The 18,313-nt window shown below is 64.6% G+C and carries 6 protein-coding genes; 2 read left to right on the top strand and 4 right to left on the bottom strand.

All coding sequences use genetic code 11. The features are described from left to right. From cysT to LB545_RS20910, 4 genes are all read right to left on the bottom strand, one after another. Positions 1-596 (bottom strand): sulfate ABC transporter permease subunit CysT (gene cysT / locus LB545_RS20930; RefSeq protein ID WP_224705770.1); only part of this gene is annotated, 596 nt, incomplete at its 3' end. A 21-nt stretch (positions 597-617) separates the two neighbouring features. After that, the gene (locus LB545_RS20925) at positions 618-1,643 is read right to left on the bottom strand and encodes a sulfate ABC transporter substrate-binding protein (RefSeq protein WP_140516694.1); all 1,026 of its coding nucleotides are present in this window, start codon (positions 1,641-1,643) and stop codon (positions 618-620) included. Positions 1,644-2,217: 574 nt separating this feature from the next. Further along, the gene (gene pbpC, locus LB545_RS20915) at positions 2,218-4,311 is read right to left on the bottom strand and encodes a penicillin-binding protein 1C (protein WP_140495072.1); all 2,094 of its coding nucleotides are present in this window, start codon (positions 4,309-4,311) and stop codon (positions 2,218-2,220) included. A gap of 212 nt (positions 4,312-4,523) precedes the next feature. After that, positions 4,524-10,022, bottom strand: coding sequence for an alpha-2-macroglobulin family protein (locus LB545_RS20910; RefSeq protein ID WP_224705769.1), 5,499 nt, complete (start codon positions 10,020-10,022; stop codon positions 4,524-4,526). Between the two features lie 273 nt (positions 10,023-10,295). Between LB545_RS20910 and LB545_RS20905 the strand changes: the two genes are divergently transcribed. Together LB545_RS20905 and LB545_RS20900 are read left to right on the top strand one after the other, a co-directional pair. Then, the gene (locus LB545_RS20905) at positions 10,296-12,221 is read left to right on the top strand and encodes an autotransporter assembly complex protein TamA (RefSeq protein WP_224705768.1); all 1,926 of its coding nucleotides are present in this window, start codon (positions 10,296-10,298) and stop codon (positions 12,219-12,221) included. Positions 12,222-12,223: 2 nt separating this feature from the next. Then, complete coding sequence (locus LB545_RS20900; RefSeq protein ID WP_224705766.1) at positions 12,224-18,277, top strand: translocation/assembly module TamB domain-containing protein; 6,054 nt, start codon at positions 12,224-12,226, stop codon at positions 18,275-18,277. The last annotated feature ends 36 nt before the right edge of the window (positions 18,278-18,313 follow it).

Below are 18,313 nucleotides of genomic sequence, written 5' to 3'. Positions count from 1 at the left end.
GGGAACAGCACCCGGGTGACGATCTGGAAGCGGCTGGCGCCGAGCGTGGCGGCGGCCTCCTCCACCTCCTTGTCGATCTCCTCCATGATCGGCTGCACGGTGCGCACGACGAAGGGCAGGCCGATGAAGACCAGCGCGATGACGATGCCGAGCGGCGTGTAGGCGACCTTGAGCCCAAGCGGCAGCAACAGCTTGCCGATCCAGCCATTGGGCGCGTAGAGCGTGGTCAGCGCGATGCCGGCCACCGCCGTCGGCAGCGCGAAGGGCAGGTCGACCATGGCATCGACGATGCGGCGGCCGGGAAAGCGGTAGCGCACCAGCACCCAGGCGACCAGCGTGCCGAACACGACATTGACGGCGGCCGCGACAAAGGCGGTGCCGAAGCTGATCTCCAGCGCGTTGATGGTGCGGCGGTCGGTGGCGATCGCCCAGAAATCGGTCCAGCCCAGCGCCGCGGAGCGCCAGACCAGCCCCGACAGCGGAATGAGGATGATGAGGGTCAGGTAGGCAAGCGAGAAGCCGAGCGTCAATCCGAAACCCGGAATGACGCTCGGCTGTCGAAACCGCCAACCCGCCCGAGCGGGTGCTGTGATCATATCGTCCTGAATATCGACTGCTTACTGGGGCTTGTAGATCTGGTCGAATATACCACCATCGCCGAAATGGTAAGGCTGTGCTTTCTTCCAGCCGCCGAATTGTGGGTCGTCGATGGTGACCAGCTTGATCGGCGGTAGCTTGGCCAGGTCCTCTGCCGGCACCAGATCGGGCTTGGCCGGACGATAGTGGTTCTTGGCGATGATCGTCTGCGCTTCCTTGGAATAGAGCCAGCCCAGATAGGCTTCGGCGACCTTGCGCGTGCCCTTGGCATCGACATTGGCGTCGACCAAAGCGACCGGCGGCTCGGCCAGGATCGAGGTCGGTGGATAGACGATATCGAAATTTTCGGCACCGAACTCGTCGAGCGCTAGATAGGCCTCGTTTTCCCAGGCAATCAGCACGTCGCCCAGGCCCTTTTGCGCGAAGGTCACCGTCGAGCCGCGCGCACCGGTATCGAGCACCGGAGCGTTGGCATAGAGCTTGCCGACGAACTCCTTCGTCTTGGCCTCGTCGCCACCGTCATTGGCGTTGGCATAAGCCCAGGCGGCGAGATAGTTCCAGCGTGCGCCGCCCGATGTCTTCGGGTTGGGCGTAATCACCTGGACGCCGTCCTTGACCAGGTCGTTCCAGTCGTGGATGCCCTTGGGGTTTCCTTTGCGGACGAGGAAGATGATGGTCGAGGTGTAGGGTGCCGAATTGTTCTCGAATTTCGTGCGCCAGTCCGGATTGATCTTTTTCGACTTGGAGACGATGGCGTTGATATCGCCTTCGAGCGCCAGCGTCACCACGTCGGCGTCGAGGCCGTCGATCACGGCCCGGGCCTGTGCGCCCGATCCACCGTGCGACTGCTGTATGGTGACCGTTTCCCCTGTCTCGGCTTTCCAGTGAGCGGCGAAGGCCTCGTCATAAGCCTTGTAGAGCTCGCGTGTCGGATCGTACGACACGTTGAGAATGGTGGTATCGGCGAACGCGAAACCGAGCGTGCCGAACTGGACAGACGTGGCGACCAGTGCGCCGAGCAGTCTCCTGAAACGAGGTTTGGTCATTTCTGCCTCCGTTGAACCCGCGTCAAATCTACCGAATTGGTAGAATTTAGATGCATTAAATGTTGCCTTTTTTGTTGTTTTGGAGAAAATCTTGGACCTGATTTCGCGGTGCGGAGAAACATTTTCCCTCAAACGTCCGCTGGCGAATCCCCATCGACCTATCTAGGAACAAGCGGGGCCGAAGCAAGGCTGTGGCATTTGGTCGGCACGCTATCCGGCTGGACTGGGAAATCGAAGCGCTGCTTGGCGGAGGGATCGTGGTTCAGGTGCCGCCATTCGCGTGCATAGTTCTTGAATCCGGCCGAGTGCATCGCGCCGAGCAGCAGCTTGCGGTTTGCCGTTGCTTCGCTTGCGGTACAGGAAAATTGTCCGTTCCGGCGTAACGGATATCCTGGCGGATCGAGGGGCCGGCAACGCGGACGAAGTCGGCGGGCAGGGCATCGGCGCGGGCTGGGAGGAGATTGCGGGTAAAGGAACTAGCGTCGCGAGTATTGTCGCCGCTACCGGTGAAGGTCGGCGCGAGGCGCTGTACCTTAGGCGAAGAAGCGCAATCCTCTGAATTGCTTGCGCAATCTTATTCAACAAACACCTTCACACTTGCCGCGCGTCCCGCCGCATCGATTACGGTCAAGGTCGAGTAGCCGGTGCCGTCCGGTTGCCATGTCGCGGTGCGCCGGCGGTCGATGCCGGTCAGCGGCTTGCCGTTGGCCAGCCAGCGGAACGGCGCGCGCCCGCCTTGCAGCTTCAGTACCAGCGGCGAGGCGTCGGCCGAGTTGGTGGCGAGATCGACGCGGGCGCCGTCGGGCGGAAAGATAATGGTCGGCGCGGGCTCTGTGGGGGTCGAGGCCTGAACCAGGCCGTCGGACCCGGCGCCGAAGCGGGCAAGCGTCACAGGCAGGTCGTTACGTCGAGGAGTGAAGGCGCCGGGGGGCTTGCCCGGCAGCGGCACGGTGGCGAGACCCGAGCGGACAAAGCCCTCGAACAGAATTGGGGCTGCCGACACATAGCCGGACAGGCCAGGCACCGCGCCTGCATCGGCCCGGCCGACCCAGACGCCCAGCACGTAACGGCCGTCGAAGCCGACCGACCAGGCATCACGGTAGCCATAGGAGGTGCCGGTCTTGTAGGCGATGCCGCGCTGCAATGCACCCTCGGGCGGCTTGACGCCCGACAGAATGTCGATGATTTGCCAGCTCGCCTGGTCGTCGAGGATGGTCGCGGTGGTGCGCTCGGCATCGGCCGGCTCGGTGCCATCATGCAGCGTGTGCGTCTTGCCGCCATTGGCGAGCCCTGTATAGAGCTGGACGAGATCGCGCAGCGTAATCCCAACGCCGCCAAGGCCGATGGCCAGGCCCGGCGCCTCGTTGACCGGCAGGATCGGGTTTACCCCAGCCTGGCGGAATCGGGCCGTCAGCCGCGCGGGACCGACCGCGTCGAGCACGCGGATCGCCGGCACGTTGAGCGACAGTTGCAGCGCCTCGCGGATGCTGACGTCGCCCTGGTAGCCCATATCGAAATTCTTCGGCCGGTAGCCGCCGAAATCGGCCGGGCTGTCCTCGATCAGCATTTCCTGCGCCACCAGTCCCTGTTCGAAGGCAAGACCGTAGATGAATGGCTTCAGCGTCGAGCCGGGCGAACGCACGACCTTGGTCATGTCGATCCAGCCGGAGCGGCTGGCGTCGAAGAAATTGGCCGAGCCGACTTCGCCCAGAATATCGCCGGTGCGGGAATCGGCCAGCACCATGGCGACGGAGAGACGCGGCCCAAGCTTGGCGGCGGCGTCGCGCGCTACCTGTTCCAACCCTTCCTGGACGCTCTTGCGGATCGTCAGCTTAAGCGGCTGGCCGGGAACCGCCTTGGGCAGCATCGCATAGGCGGCGTGCGCGGCGAGCGCCGGCAAGCTACGGCGCAGGCCAGACACATCGTCGAGCGCGGCGCGCGCGGCCTCGCGTTCGCCAAGCAGGCCAGCCGAGGCCATGCGGGACAGCACGCGGTCGCGGGCGGCGTGCGCGATCGCGAGGTTGCGGTCGGGCCGGCGCTTCTCCGGCAGTTGCGGCAGGGCGACGAGAAGCGCGGCTTCCGAGACGGTGAGCCGCTTCGGCTCCTTACCGAAATAGGCGAGCGAAGCGGCGCGCACGCCTTCGAGATTGCCGCCATAGGGTGCCAGCGTCAGATAGCGTTCGAGGATCTCGCGCTTGGACAGCCGCCGCTCGATCTGGATGGCGCGCAGCATCTGCTTGAGCTTGGAGCCGAGGCTGCGGCTGTCGCGCGGCTCGATCAGGCGGGCGAGTTGCATCGACAGCGTCGAGCCGCCGGACACGATGTGGCCACTGGTGGCGAACTGGCCGGCGGCGCGGGCAAGCGCCAGCACATCGACGCCTTCATGGTTCCAGAAGCGCTTGTCCTCATAGGTGACCAACATGTCGACGAACTGCTTGTCGACCTGATCGATGCGGGTCCCGAGCCGCCAATAGCCGTCAGGCGTGGCGAAGGCGCGCAAAAGCTGGCCGTCACGATCCTGGACTTCCGTCGAGACGGTAAGCTTTTCAGGAAGCGGAGGCGGGAAGGCGCGGTCGAGCTGCCACAGGGTAGCGGCGGAAACAGCAATAACAGCCACCAAGGAGGTGCTAGCGATAGCCGCGCGGCGCAGGAATTTTCTTGAGGGCATGGCGCTGCCCCTCATCCGCCTGCCGGCACCTTCTCCCCGCATAGTGGCGGGGAGAAGGGAGCTGTCGCAATCGTCGGCGCCTTTTCTGTAACGTTGAAAATTGGCGAAAGCCTTGGTGCAGGCCCCTTTCTCCCCGTCACTAAACGGGGAGAAGGTGCCGGCAGGGCAATGAGGGGCAGCGCAAACTTCACGTTCATGTCCGCCTCGACACCTTACGGCGCCTTGACCTCCATCACGCCGGTGGCGGTGCGGGCCGAATATTGCGGCCGGTACATGTCCTCCACCGTTGCGGCCGGATGGGCGTAGGTGCCCGGCGTCACGGCGCGCACGACATAGGCGAGTGTCAGATTGTGGTCGTGGTCGCCGTCACTGGGGTTGAAGGCGGCGACGAAACGGTCGTCGCGGAATTCCAGATGCGCGGCGTCGGTCTGTGCCAGCCAGGAGAAGTTCGACAATTGCGCGCTGGAGACCAGGCCGGGATTGTCGATCTCGAAGCCGGCCGGCAAAAGGTCGGTGATCAAAAGGCGCGAAGGCCAGTTGTTCTGTTCATTGACCTTGAGCACGACGACATAGCGTTCGTTCTGGGTTGCCTCCGTCACATTGGCTTCGGTGCCGTCGAGCTTGTAATAGGTGCGCTCAATGGTGAACCCGTCACCCCCGGCCGGCAAGGGCTGCACCGGCGATGCCACGGTGGTGACGACGGCCTGCAGCGGGGTCTTGCCGGTGTTGGCGATGGTGAGCGGGCTGTCGGCCACATCGCTGCCGTTGATCTGGCTGGAATAGCCGCCGGAATGCGGTGCACCGTTGACGGAAAGCGTGATCGAATCATTGCCTTGTCTGAGGGCGCGGGCCGCCAGCAGCATCCAGGATTCATCCTGGGTGCTGGTCCAGCGGACCTCGGCGCGTTCCCTGGTCACCAGCTTGATCAGCTCCGGTACGACCGACGGCACCGGCTTCGATTCCGCCGCAAGCGCCAGCATTGCCGCCCCGTCGCGCAGCGCCGAGCCGTAGTCGGAGCGATAGTAGTCATAGGCTGTGCTCGACTTGGCGAGCTGCAGGGCGGTCTTGAACGTCGCTTCCGAACGCTGTGTGTCGCCATACAGCGCCAGGCTCGCCGCCAGTTGGGCAACGGCCATCGGGCTGGTGAAGGCCTCGAGCTGGGTGTCCGCGTAATAGCGCAGGTCGCCGATCGAGGCCTTCTTGTTGCGGGCAAGCACGTAGAGCGCGTAGGCGATCTCGCTGCCGCGGTCCTGTACGCTCTGATCGTAACCGAGCGAGTTCTGCAGATTGCCCAACGCCTGGTTCATGGCGAGCGCCGGCACATCGTATTTCTGCTCGCGCGCCCTGGTCAGGAAGTCGGTGACATAGGCGTCGAGCCATAGATCGCCGGAGCCCGGGCCCCACAGGCCGAAGCTGCCGCCCGAAGCCTGGTAGCTCAGCACCTTGTAGATCGCGTCCTGGATGCGGCCATGCAGTTCGGGATCGCTCTCCATGCCGACGCCCGAGGCCATTTCGTTGACATAGAGCAGGGGCATCGCCCGGCTGGTGGTTTGCTCGGCGCAACCATAGGGGTAGCGGTCGAGCGTCATCAGGAGCGAAGGCACATCGAAGGCCGCCGCCTGCGAAACGCCGACACTGACCGAAGCGCCGTGGAGCAGGCTTGCCGCCAAAAGCTCCTTGTCGACGCGCAGCGCGCCGCCATCGCCCTTGAGGTCGACCACCATGCGGGTGGTGACCGGCAGTTGTGCCGGACGGACCGGCACGTAGAGCGTCTGCTCGACCTTGGTGCCATCGGCGTGCGCTAGCTTGATGGTGAGCGAGGCATTGCCTGCCGTCTGTGCGATCAGCGGCACGATCAGGGTCTGGCGCTTGCCCTGCGCCAGCGTCAGTTTCTGGGGCAGGGGCTTGTCGCCCGTCGAGAGGTCCCCCGTCGTGTCGATCGACAGCGCATAGTCGCCGGCCGGACCGTCGGTGTCCGCAATGTCGAGCCGCATGACGGCGGCGTCGCCGGGCGCCAGGAAGCGCGGCAGGCCGGCGGTGATCACCACCGGATCGCGCACGATCACGTCCGACTGGGCGTGGCCGACCGCTTCCTTGGTCCAGGCGACGGCCATGACGCGAACCGTGCCGTTGAACTGCGGAATGTCGAAGTCGACGCGTGCTTTGCCGTCGGCATCGAGCTGCACCGGGCCGGAGAAGAAGGCGACCAGCTTTTCGGTCGGCGGACTGCCCTGCGCCTGCATGTTGGCGCCGTCGCCGCCGGTCCTGAGCTTGCCCATGGTGCCGAGAGAGCCGTCGATCAGGCGGCCGTAGAGATCACGGATTTCCATGCCCAGCATGCGCTGGCCGAAAAACCAGTTCTCAGGATCCGGCGCCTTGTAGTTGGTCAGGTTGAGGATGCCGACATCGACGGCGGCGACAGTGACATAGGCGTTGCTGCCGGGCTCTACGCCGGCGACCGCGACCGGGATCGACAGCTGCTGGCGCGGCATGGTCTTGTCCGGCGGGGTAAGGGTGACGGCGAGCTTCTTCGAGCCCGGATCGACCTTCAGCCATTTCACGCCGATGGCGCGGGCCGGCATGCGGCTTTCCTGCGCGTCGCCAGGCCGGAACAGGGTTGCCGTGACATAGGCGCCGGCGCCCCAGTCGTCGCCGACCGGGATGTCGACCGTGCCGCCGCCGGCCGGCACCGATGCCGTGACGGTCTTCAACAGCTTGTCGGAACCGATGTTGACCAGAAGTTCGCCGGCAAAATGCGGCGAGACCTTGAGCCTGGCCACTTCGCCGGCGGCATAATTGCCCTTGTCGAGGGCGATCTCGAGACCATCAGGCGTTTCGGTGGTGGTGGAGGAGACATACCAGCCGCCATCGAACTCATAACTGGTCGCGGGTCCTTCCGGATCCGCTGTCTCGACCTCGAGCCGGTAGCGGCCCCAGTCGACCGGGATCGACACTGTCGCCTCGCCGTCGGCGCCAAGGTCGACTTGGCCATTGGCGATCGATTTGGTGAAGGTGACGGGTTCGTAATTCCATGAGTTGTTGGAGCGGTACCACTGGTAATTGCGCTCGACCTTGACCAGCGACCATTGCGCACCTTTCAGCGCCTCGCGCTGGCCGTCGGGGTCGACGGCGATCAGGCTGAATTTCGCCGTGCCGCCCTGCGGCACTTCATCATCGGCAAAGTCCGGCCGGATGCCGATCATGTGGCCTTGCGGGCGGATGCCGATATTAAGCGAGCGCTCGATTGCGCGGCCGCCGGTCTCACGCATACGGACCGTCACCTTGGCGTCGATGAGCTTCGTGGTCGACGGCAGTTGCTCGACGGAGACCGGGAAGGTCGCCTTGCCATCCTCGCCGACCACCGGAAGATCGGTGAACGGGGTGACGGTCGGTTCCGACGACTGCTCGTCGGCAAGGCCAAAGGAATAGCCGTTGAAGCGGTCCCAGTCACGCGCGGTCGACAGGGTCAGTTCGCCTTCGAGCGCGAGGCCAGCAGCCGGTGCGCCATAGAGAAAGCGGCCGTCGACGGTGATGTTGGCGGTTTCGCCCTGCGCGATCTCCTGCTTGTCGGCCTTCATGTCGAATTCGATGCGGTCCGGCACGAAATCCTCGACCAGGAACATCTGGCTGGCGACGGCCGGTTGCTTGGGATCGGTATAGATCGATACCGACCAGGTGCCGCGCATTGCGTTTGGCTGGAGCGGCAGATCGACGGCGTGCCCGCCGGCTGACGCGCCATCGCTGACGACGCGGCGATCCTCGACGCCGTCCGGGCGCGAGAAGATGAAGGTCAGCGGCAGGTTCTCGACCGCCTTGGCGGCGCCGTCACGGGCAAGAGCCGCAACATGCACCTCCTCGCCGGCGCGGTAGATGCCGCGCTCGGTCCAGGCGTAGATATCGAGCGCGCCCGGCGCTGCGCGTCCAGTGACGCCGCGGTCGGACAGGTCGAAACCGGCGCGGGCCATGTCGAGGAAGACAAAGTCGTTATCGCCCTGCCTGGCCATCAGCACGGCCGGCACCATGCCGCCGTCGCCGCGTGTTAGGCCGGGATTGAACACGGCATGACCATCGGCATCCGAAGTCGCGGTGCCGAGGATCTCGTTGTTGCGGGCAACCAGCGTCAGTTCGGCGCCCGCTATCGGCTTGGCGCTGCCCAGCGAACGGGCATAGACATTGAGCCCGTCCTGACCGGTATAGGTCGAGAGGCCGATGTCGGAAACGACGAACCATTGCGTGGCCATCGAGTTGTAGTCGTCGCTCTTCTCGCTGACAGCCTGGGCAGTCAGCACATAGACGCCGGGCTTGCGCCGCGGCAGCGCCTCGTCGACCGGGAAGGAGGTGGTGACCTCCTTGTTCAGGTCGTTGGCGATGTCGAGCTGGCCTTCCCAGACCGGCTCGCCCATCTGCTCGGAAATGTTTGAGATGTCGTAGCTGTCGAGCTGATGCAGGAACTGGTAGCCGGACAGAAGCTGGGCCAGCGAGCGGTCGCCGATGCGATAGAGCTTCATCTCGGCGGCGTTCATGTTGACAGTGACGACGGGGATGCCGCGGCGCGCGCCGGCCGGCAGCACGAAGCTGTCGCCGGTGAAGCGGGCCGAAGGCGCACGGTCCTGCACATAGATCGACAGCACGACGGGCGCGGCGGTCACTTCGCCGATGGCGGCCGGCAGGCCGGCGCGGAAGGTCACGTCATAATGCTGGCCGTGTTCCAGTCCTTCGACGCAAATCTGCTTGTCCTTGGCTTCAACGCCTTTGGGCGGCTGGTTGTCGACGGTGACGAATTGTGCGTAATCGACGCCGGTCTTGACCAATTCCTCGGAGAATTGGGCGCAGATGCGCGGGGCGCTGGTGTCGGCATCGACGGTGTGGTCGATGACGCGGAAACCCTTGCGAGCCTTGAGATCAGAATAGTCGGCCTGGACCGCAGGCGAAGGTACCAGGGCAAGGCTGGCTTCATAGGCCTGCAGGGCGGGGCGATAGAGGTCGCGCTTGTCGAGGCCGGAGCCGATGAGCGCCAGCGTCTCCGCTCGCGTCCTGGCTGTACGCAGGAGCTTGTAGGCATTGAAGGCGGCCGACGTACCATTTGCCGGCAAGGTGGAGGCCTCGGATGTGTTGGCCGCCGGCTGCACGGCAAGCGTTTCGCGCGCCAGGTTGAGCCAGAGCTGGCCATCGTCGGGCATGACAGAGACCGCGGCCTCGTATTTCTGCACGGCAGTGCGATGATCGCCGGTGAGCACCGCCTGCTCGGCCGCCGTGGTCAGCGCGGCCATGCCCTCGGTCGGCCTGTCATAGGTCGGGCCGAGCAGCCGGTTACGGTATTGCTGGGCCTGGTCAGCCATCCAGTTGGGGAAGAAGGCGAGTTCCGGCGGCGCGCCGATGTCGGGGTCGCCGTCGATATTGACGACCTTGCCCGCGACCGCGCCGTTGAAGGGCTTCAACTGGTTATAATCGGATTTGAGGAAGCACCATTTGGCCTTGGTGTTATAGGTGAAGGCGCGGCAGGCGGGATCGCCCAGGCAGGTGGTCTTGCATTGATCGAGCGTGACGTTCTGGTCGGACCGGAGGTCGAAACCGAAATAGTCGGAATTGTCGGTCGTTGCGACTCGCCGTGCTTCGGCCGCTTGCGCGACGTTACCCCAGGCCAAGACATTGGCCCAGGCGAAGAAGAGAAGGATCAGGAAAGACAGACGACGAGCCGCGCGCATTGCCATAACACCCTCCAGACAATTTGCAGACGTCCGGGCATGTTCAAGCTTCACTCAGGCTTGTCAACATGAGGACGCGGCAGGGTTCCGCCTGCCAACGGTTTCCTTTCCGGCCAACAGCCGGTAGTACCTCCATAGGACAGGGGATCACGCATTCTTGCGGCAACGCAAAAGGTGTGAATTCCAAGCCCGTCCTATTTCAGACAATTGGATTGTGGCCCCTTTACGAGCGCTTCAGAACTTCATTCCAATTTTAGGTTTGTAAAGTAGGTTGTCTTAATGCCGGCGTATGAAAGGCAGATGTCAGGGGGTACCGAGCCAAAGCGCGTGCTTTCGCGCGCGCTGCTTCTGGCCGTGATCTGCTGCTCCCTGATCGCCGGACTGGGACCGGCGGCCGCCTTCGAAATCTTCGGCATCAAGCTGTGGGGCTCATCGAGCGACGAGAATGCCGACATCGTCGATCCGATGCGCTACGCCGTGACCATCTCCGCGCCCGACGCCGACAAGGACCTGGTAAAAAAGCTCGAAAACGCCTCGGCGCTGAAGAGCGACGAAGATCATCCCGTCTCCGGCTCGCTCGGTCTGATGGCCAAGGCGCGTAGCGATCGAGAACAGCTTGTGGCGGCGCTCTACGCCGATGCCCGCTACGAAGGCGTCGTCACCATCACCATCGAGGGCAAGCCGCTGGACGAATTGCCGCCGGACGCCGAATTCAAGGGTCCGCAGCCCATTCCCGTGGCCGTCAACATCGCCGCGGGTCCCAAATTCACCCTCGGCGATATCCGGCTGGAGGGTGACGCCGCTGGACTGATGAGCGCCGATTACGGCCTGATATCAGGCGGCGACGCTGGGTCTGGCGCGGTGCTCAAGGCCGAGGCGCTGATCGTGCGCACGCTGAAGGAGCAGGGCAGGCCGCTGGCCGAGGTGACCAGCAGGCACATCGTCGCCGACCATGACACGTCGACCCTCGACGTGACGCTGACGGTTGCTGCCGGGCCAGTCGCCGGCTATGGCGCGACCACGGTGGAAGGCACCGAGAAGGTCGACCGCGACTTCACCGAATACATGACCGGGCTGAAACGTGGCCGGCAATACTCGCCTCAGGAGATCGACGATGCGCGCGACAGGCTGCTGGCGCTCGAGGTCTTCAACAGCGTGACTTTCAAGGAGGCCGACAAGCTCGATGCCGAGGGCAACATTCCGATCGGTGTCCAGGTCAGCGAGCGCAAGCCGCGTTATTTCGGGCTGGGCGGCACCTTCTCGAATACGGAAGGGCTGGGGCTGGAGGGGTATTGGGGCCATCGCAACCTGTTCGGCCGGGCCGAGAAGCTGCGCATCGACGGAGCCATCAGCGGCATCGGCAGCAATGACCTGTCCGAATTGAACTACAATGCCGGCATCATGTTCGAGAAACCCGGCGTGATCGGGCCGGCATCTAAATTCTTCGCCGGCATCAAGACCGTGCTCGAACATCCCGACGCCTACGACCATTTCTCGGTCAAGGGCAACACCGGCCTGTCCTATGAACTGACCAAGAACCAAACCGTGTCGGCCGAGGTCGCGCTCGACTATTCACGCATCCACGATTCCTTTGGCAAACATAAATACCTGATCGCCAGCATCCCGCTGCAATATGTCTATGACAACAGGGACGTCAGGCTGAACCCGACCAAGGGTTTCAGGTTGCTGGCCTATGCCGAGCCGAGCTACGACATATTGAGCGGTGCCGCCTTCCTCAAGCTGAAGGGCGAGGGATCGGCCTATCAGTCGCTGGATACCGCTTCGAAATTCGTGCTGGCGGAACGTGTCGCACTTGGCTCGATCGTCGGCACCAGCCTGCAGAAGGTGCCTGCCGACCGGCGTTTCTATTCCGGCGGCGGCGGCTCGGTGCGCGGCTATGCCTATCAGGGCATCGGCCCCAAGGATTTCACCGGCCAGCCGATCGGCGGCCTGTCCTTCTTCGAGACCTCGGTTGAAATGCGTATCGCCATCACCGACACGATCGGCATCGTGCCGTTCGTCGATGCCGGCACGGTATCGACCAAGTCGTTCCCCGATTTTTCCGACGTCAAGGTGGGCGCCGGCGTCGGCTTGCGCTATGTGACGCCATTCGGGCCGCTGCGTATCGACGCCGCCGTGCCGCTCAACCGCGACCCAGGCGACCCTCATTTCGGCATCTATGCCGGCATTGGCCAAGCGTTTTGAACATGAAGACGGTCTGGCGCATCCTTCGCATTTTTCTCTACACGCTGCTGATCGTGGTAGCAGGCGCCATCGGCGCGCTTTTCGTGCTGACCAAGACCGAGCGTGGACGCGACAATCTCGCCGGCATCATTTCGCGCCTGGCCTCGAGCGACGAGCGTAAGGTCACCGTCAGCGGCATCGACGGTATCTGGTCGGGCGCGCTCAGTGTCGACCATGTCGTGCTGGAGGACCGCGAGGGCGCCTGGCTGGTGGCGCGCAAGGTGGCCATCGACTGGTCGCCGCTGGCACTGTTGTCCAAAAACTTCAGCGCCGACCGCATCGCGGCGGAGCGCATCGAACTTGCGCGTCTGCCGGTGGCCGGCACGCAGCAGCCGGCGCAAGGCGGCGCGACGACGCTGCCGGTTTCCATTGATATCAAGCAGATCGACTTGCCGGAAGTCGCGCTTGGCCAACAACTGGCCGGCAGCGGCATCGCCGAACTCGCCGCCAAGGCCTCGGTGAAGGCCGACGCCGCACCGCTGTCGGTCGAGACGGTGCTCAACATTACCCGCCATGACGGCAAACAGGGCAATGTCGACGCGCAGATCCATTTCGCGCCAGCGGACAACAAGCTCGACCTCAACCTCAAGGCGTCGGAACCGGCCGGCGGCATCATCGCCAATCTGCTCAATCTGCCGGATACGCCGCCGGTCGACATCGTCGTCTCGGGCACCGGCCCGCTGGCCAACTGGAGTGGCGTCGGTACCTTCCTTGTCGATCATCGGATCGTAACCCAGCTCACCGGCCGCCATCAGCTCACCGACAAGGGTAACTATCTCGAAGCCAAGGGCGACGGCGATTTCGCCCGCTTCCTGCCGGAGAACCTGAAACCATTGTTTGCCGGTAAGACCAGCTTCGATATGGCGGGCACCGCCACGACGGCGGGCGGGATCAGTGTCGACCGGGCCAACATCGACAGTGATGCCGTGCACGGCACCGCGACCGGTATCGTCGATCCCGCCGGAGCCAGCGATCTTTCGGTCGAACTCGCCGCCAAGGGGCCACCCGTGGTGGTTAGCGTCGGCAGCAAGGCGCAGCCGATCACGCTGGCGATCAAGAATGCCACCGCCCGGGCGTTCGGCGACGGCAAGGCGCCGGTCGTCGATATCGGCGCCTCCTTCGTTTCGATCGTCGTCGGCGGCACGCGGCTAGACGACCTGGCGGCGCAGATACACTCCGACGGTTTCGACATCCAGAACCGCACCGGGCCGGTTACCGTCAAGCTTGGGGCCGGTGGCCTGAAAACCGACGTCGCGACGCTGGCGCCGCTGGTCACTGGCAAGGTCGATGTCGGCCTGGCTGGTTCCCTCAGCAAGGACGCCATTGTCATCGATCAGGGCACGCTCCGGTCCGATGCGCTCAATGCCTCGCTGACGGCGACCGTGGCGCTCGCCGACCTGTCGATGCAGCTCAAGATGAATGCCGATGCCGTGGCGACCGCCTTCCCGCAGCAGATCGCCTCGGTGCTCGGCGGGCGGGTGAAGTTCTCGGCCACAGCGTCGCGCGATCCGCAGGGCTCGTTCGCCGCCAACTCGATCGAACTCACGTCCGGTTCGCTCAGCGCCAGCGGTACCGCCAGCATGCAAGGTACCGACATCCTGGCCGATATCAAAGGCAGGCTGGGGGATGTTTCGGTGCTGTCGCCGACGGTCGGCGTCCCGGTCGAGGGCGGTGTCGATTTCGCCCTGTCGGCAAGCGGCGCCATGACCGCGCCGGATTTCACGGTTTCCGCCAACAGCGATAGCCTGACGGCCTCGGGCCGCACGGTGAAGTCGATCAAGCTGACCGCGAGCGGCAAGGCCGACATTGCTAGCCCTTCCGCCAATGTTTCGCTGACCGGCGCCGTCAACGACCAGCCGCTCGACATCAAGGCGGCGCTGGTGACGAGCGAAGGCAAGCGCTCGATCAATGGCTTTGCGGTGTCGCTGGGTGACAACAAGGTGTCGGGCGATCTGGCACTGGATGACAAGTTCATGCCGCTGGGCACGCTCATTCTTTCTGCGCCTGCAATCGATCAGCTTGCGGCGCTGGCCGGCCAGGCGGTGACCGGCGACATCAACGGCACCATTCGCTTTGCCAAGAGTGGCGACGTGCCCTCCGTTGCCATTGACGCGAAGAGCACGTCGATCGCGCGCGGCGAGGTGACGGCCAGCACAATCGCCGTCAATGCCTTGATTGCCAACTATCTCAAGGCGCCGGCGATTTCAGGCTCGATCAAGGCCGATGCTGTGACGTCGGGGACCACCCAAGTCGGCGGCATCATCGTCGATCTGAAGCGCGACGGAGACTGGACGAATTTTTCCGGCGGCGCCACCGTATCCGGCATTCCAGCGAAGGCGGCGGGGCGCGTGAAGATCGCCGATGGCGTCACCAGCGTCGAGATCGCCTCGGGCGAGGCTACGATTCGCGGCATCAAGGCGGCAATTGCCGAGCCATCTATGCTCAGTATCGCCGATGGCACCACCAGCATCGAAAAATTAGCGCTCGATGTCGGCGGCGGCTCGGTGGCGCTGTCCGGTACCGCCGGCCAGACGCTCGATCTCGCGGCAAAGGTCTCCGCCTTGCCGGCTGCCCTTGCCAACGGCTTTTCGCCCGGCCTCGATGCCGCTGGAACGCTTGATGGCAGCGCTGAGGTAACGGGCTCGCCGTCGGCTCCGGACGTCCGGTTCAATGTGCAACTGGCCGGTGTCGAAACAAGCCAAACCCGCCAGACTGGGCTTGGGCAGCTCGCAGTCGACGCGGCCGGCCGCTACACCATGGCCGGCGGCGTCGTCCTCGATCACGCGACGCTCTCCGGTGACAAGGTTTCCGGTCAAGCTGCCGGCACGATCAATCCGAACGGCGCCAGCGATTTCGCCCTTGACCTCGTCTCATCCGGTCCAAGTCTGCCGCTCACGGTCGGAAGCGCCGAGAGTCCCATCAAGATCGAGGTCCGGTCGCTGTCGGCAAAGATGGCGGGCGAGAGCACGCGGGCCCGATTGGATATGTCCGCGATCCTGCCCTCGATCGCCACGAGACCGGCGAAGGTGGACGGACTGAGCCTGGCATTGCACTCGGATGCGTTCGATCTGAAGAACCGCGCCGGGCCGGTTTCGGGCACAGTTTCGGTGGATAGGGTTGGGCTCGACAATCCCACCATCGCGCCGCTGATCGCCGGCAAGGTCACGGCCGCGCTCAGCGGGCGCCTGTCAGCCGACGCTGTCGCCATCGACAGCGGCTCGCTCAAAAGCGACGCGCTCAACAGCCAGGTCGCCGGCCTGGTGTCGCTGCGTGACGGCGCCATCGACCTCAAGCTGAAGACGGATGCTCCATCGTCGGCCCTGCCGGCCGCAGCACGCGGCATGCTTGGCGAACGGGCGCAGTTGAGCGCCACGCTGAAGCGCGAGCCCAACGGTAATATCGCCATAGGCGGATTGACGCTGGCCTCCGGCGCGCTGACCGCACAGGGGCAGGCGAGCCTTGCCGACAATACGCTGGCCGCCGACATCAAGGGCGTGCTGGGCGATGTTTCGCTGCTGTCGAAGGATGCCAAAGGCGCTATCGCCTTTGCGCTGAATGCGCAGGGCCCGGCGACCGCGCCGGATCTGTCGCTGACCGTCGACAGCGACAAGCTTTCGGTGGCGTCGCGCGAGATCACCGGGCTCAGACTAACCGCCACCGGCAAAGCCGACGCGGCCAAGCCGGCGGCCAATGTGCAGCTGACAGGCAATGTCGCGGGCCAACCCTTGCAAGGCAGTGCGGTGCTGGCGACCGCGGACGGCAAGAGCGCCATCAATGGCCTGCTTTTGTCGCTGGGCCAAAACAGGATTTCCGGCGACCTGGCGCTGGACGACAAGTTCATACCCGAAGGCACGATCTCTCTCGACCTGCCCGATATAGGACCGCTTGCCGCACTGGCGCTGGAAAAAGCGGAAGGTGATGTGCGCGGCACGATTGCGTTCTCGAAGAACGGTGCCGCACCGCAGGTCGCCATCAAGGCTACGACCGCCTCGGTCACGCGCGGCGATCTTCAGGCGAAGGCCGTGTCGATCGACGCATTGATCGCCAATTACCTCGCCGCTCCGGTCATCTCCGGAAAAATCCATGCCGACACCGTCACGTCGGGCGGCACGGTGATCAGCGGCATCGATGTCGACCTGAAGCGTGACGGCGACTGGACCGGCTTTTCCGGCGGCGCGACGGTGAAAGGAATTCCGGCGAGGGCCGCGGGCCGCGTGAAGGCGGCAAACGGCACGACGACCATAGAGCTTGCTTCCGGCGAGGCGACCGTCCAAGGCATAAAGGCTGCCATCGCGCAGGCTTCGACCGTCACCATCGCCAATGGCACGACGACGCTGGACAGGCTGGTGCTCAACCTGGGCGGCGGCACGGCGACGGTGACCGGCAAGATCGGGCAGGCGCTCGACATCAACGCGGCGCTGGCGCGGGTGCCGATCTCGCTTGCCAACAGTTTTTCGCGGGGTCTCGATGCCGCCGGTTCGATTTCGGGCACGGTGAAGGTCACCGGGGCACCAGCCAGCCCCAGTGCGGCGTTCAACCTCGATGCTGCCGGCGTCCAGACCTCCCAGACCCGCGGCGCGGGGGTCGGTGCGGTGAGTGTCTCTTCCTCCGGCACCTTTGCCGGCAACAAGCTGACCTTCAACGCCAATGTCAGCGATGGGGCCGGCCTTGGTCTCAAGGGGGGCGGCACAGTGACGACATCAGGCACGCCGGCGCTCGCGCTCGACTTCAATGGCGCCGTGCCGTTCGGCATCCTCAGTCAGAAGCTCGCCGCGCAAGGCCTGTCGCTGACGGGGACCGCGAGTGTCAATGTGCAGGTACGCGGTCCCGCGACATCGCCGGTCATCGGCGGCAGCATCAGCACGTCGGGCGCCCGCCTGCTCGACGCGCGTTCCGGGCTTGCGGTCAACGACATCGCAGCCGAAATTTCCATCGGCAATGGCGTCGCCAGGATCAACCGGCTGACCGGGACGCTGTCGACGCGCGGCAGCCTGTCGGCCAGCGGCACGGTCGGTATCAATCCGGCGCAGGGGTTCCCGGCCGATCTGTCGATCAAGCTCACCGACAGCCGCTACACCGATGGGCGGGTGGTCACCGCCAATCTTGGCGGCGACCTGACGATCAAAGGACCGCTGACGTCGGCGCCGGTGATTGCCGGCACCGTCAACCTTGCCAAGACCGTGATCACCGTTCCGGACAAATTGCCAGGTTCGCTTTCGGCGCTCGATGTCAAACACAAGAACGCGCCCGGCGCGGTGAGGGCGCAGGACAAGGCATTGCGCCCGGCCACGACCAGCGGCAAGACGGGTGGCAGCGGCCTTGTGCTGGATGTCACCGTCAACGCGCCGAACCAGATCTTCATCCAGGGCAGGGGCGTGGACGCCGAACTCGGCGGCTCGCTCAGGCTGACCGGTCCGGCCTCATCGCCGCAAGCGGTCGGCACTTTCACGCTGCAACGCGGGCGGCTGTCGATTCTCGGCAAGCGGCTGACCTTCACCGAGGGCACGGTCGGCTTTTCTGGCTCGCTGGTGCCCTATCTCAACCTGACCGCGACAACGACCACGAGCAGCGCAACCGTCACCATCGTGGTGTCGGGCGAGGCGACCAATCCGAAATTCACCTTCACCTCGGTGCCGGCGCTGCCCGAGGACGAGGTGCTGGCGCAACTGATCTTCGGGCGGTCCATGTCGAACCTGTCGCCGCTGCAGATCGCGCAACTGGCCGAAGCCGCCGGGCAACTCGCCGGTGTCGGCGGCTCGACGTCGCTGCTGGAAAACCTGCGCAGCGCGATCGGCGTCGACGATCTCGATGTCACCACCGACGAAAAGGGCGGCACGGCGGTTTCTGCCGGCAAGTACCTCAACGACCGCACCTATGTGACGATCCAGAAAGGCGACAAGCCGGGCTCGGGCAAGGCCACGATCGACCTCAACGTGGGACGTGGCGTCAAACTGCGCGGCGAGGCGACGGACGCCGGCGAAGCCAAGGGCGGCATCTTCTACGAGAAGGAATATTGAAGCGGAGACTTGGGCTGGCCCTCATCCTGGCGAGGG

This window comes from Mesorhizobium sp. BR1-1-6, from assembly GCF_020165355.1.
Classification (GTDB): Bacteria; Pseudomonadota; Alphaproteobacteria; order Rhizobiales; family Rhizobiaceae; genus Mesorhizobium.
This window is presented reverse-complemented; position numbering and strand designations above follow the sequence as displayed.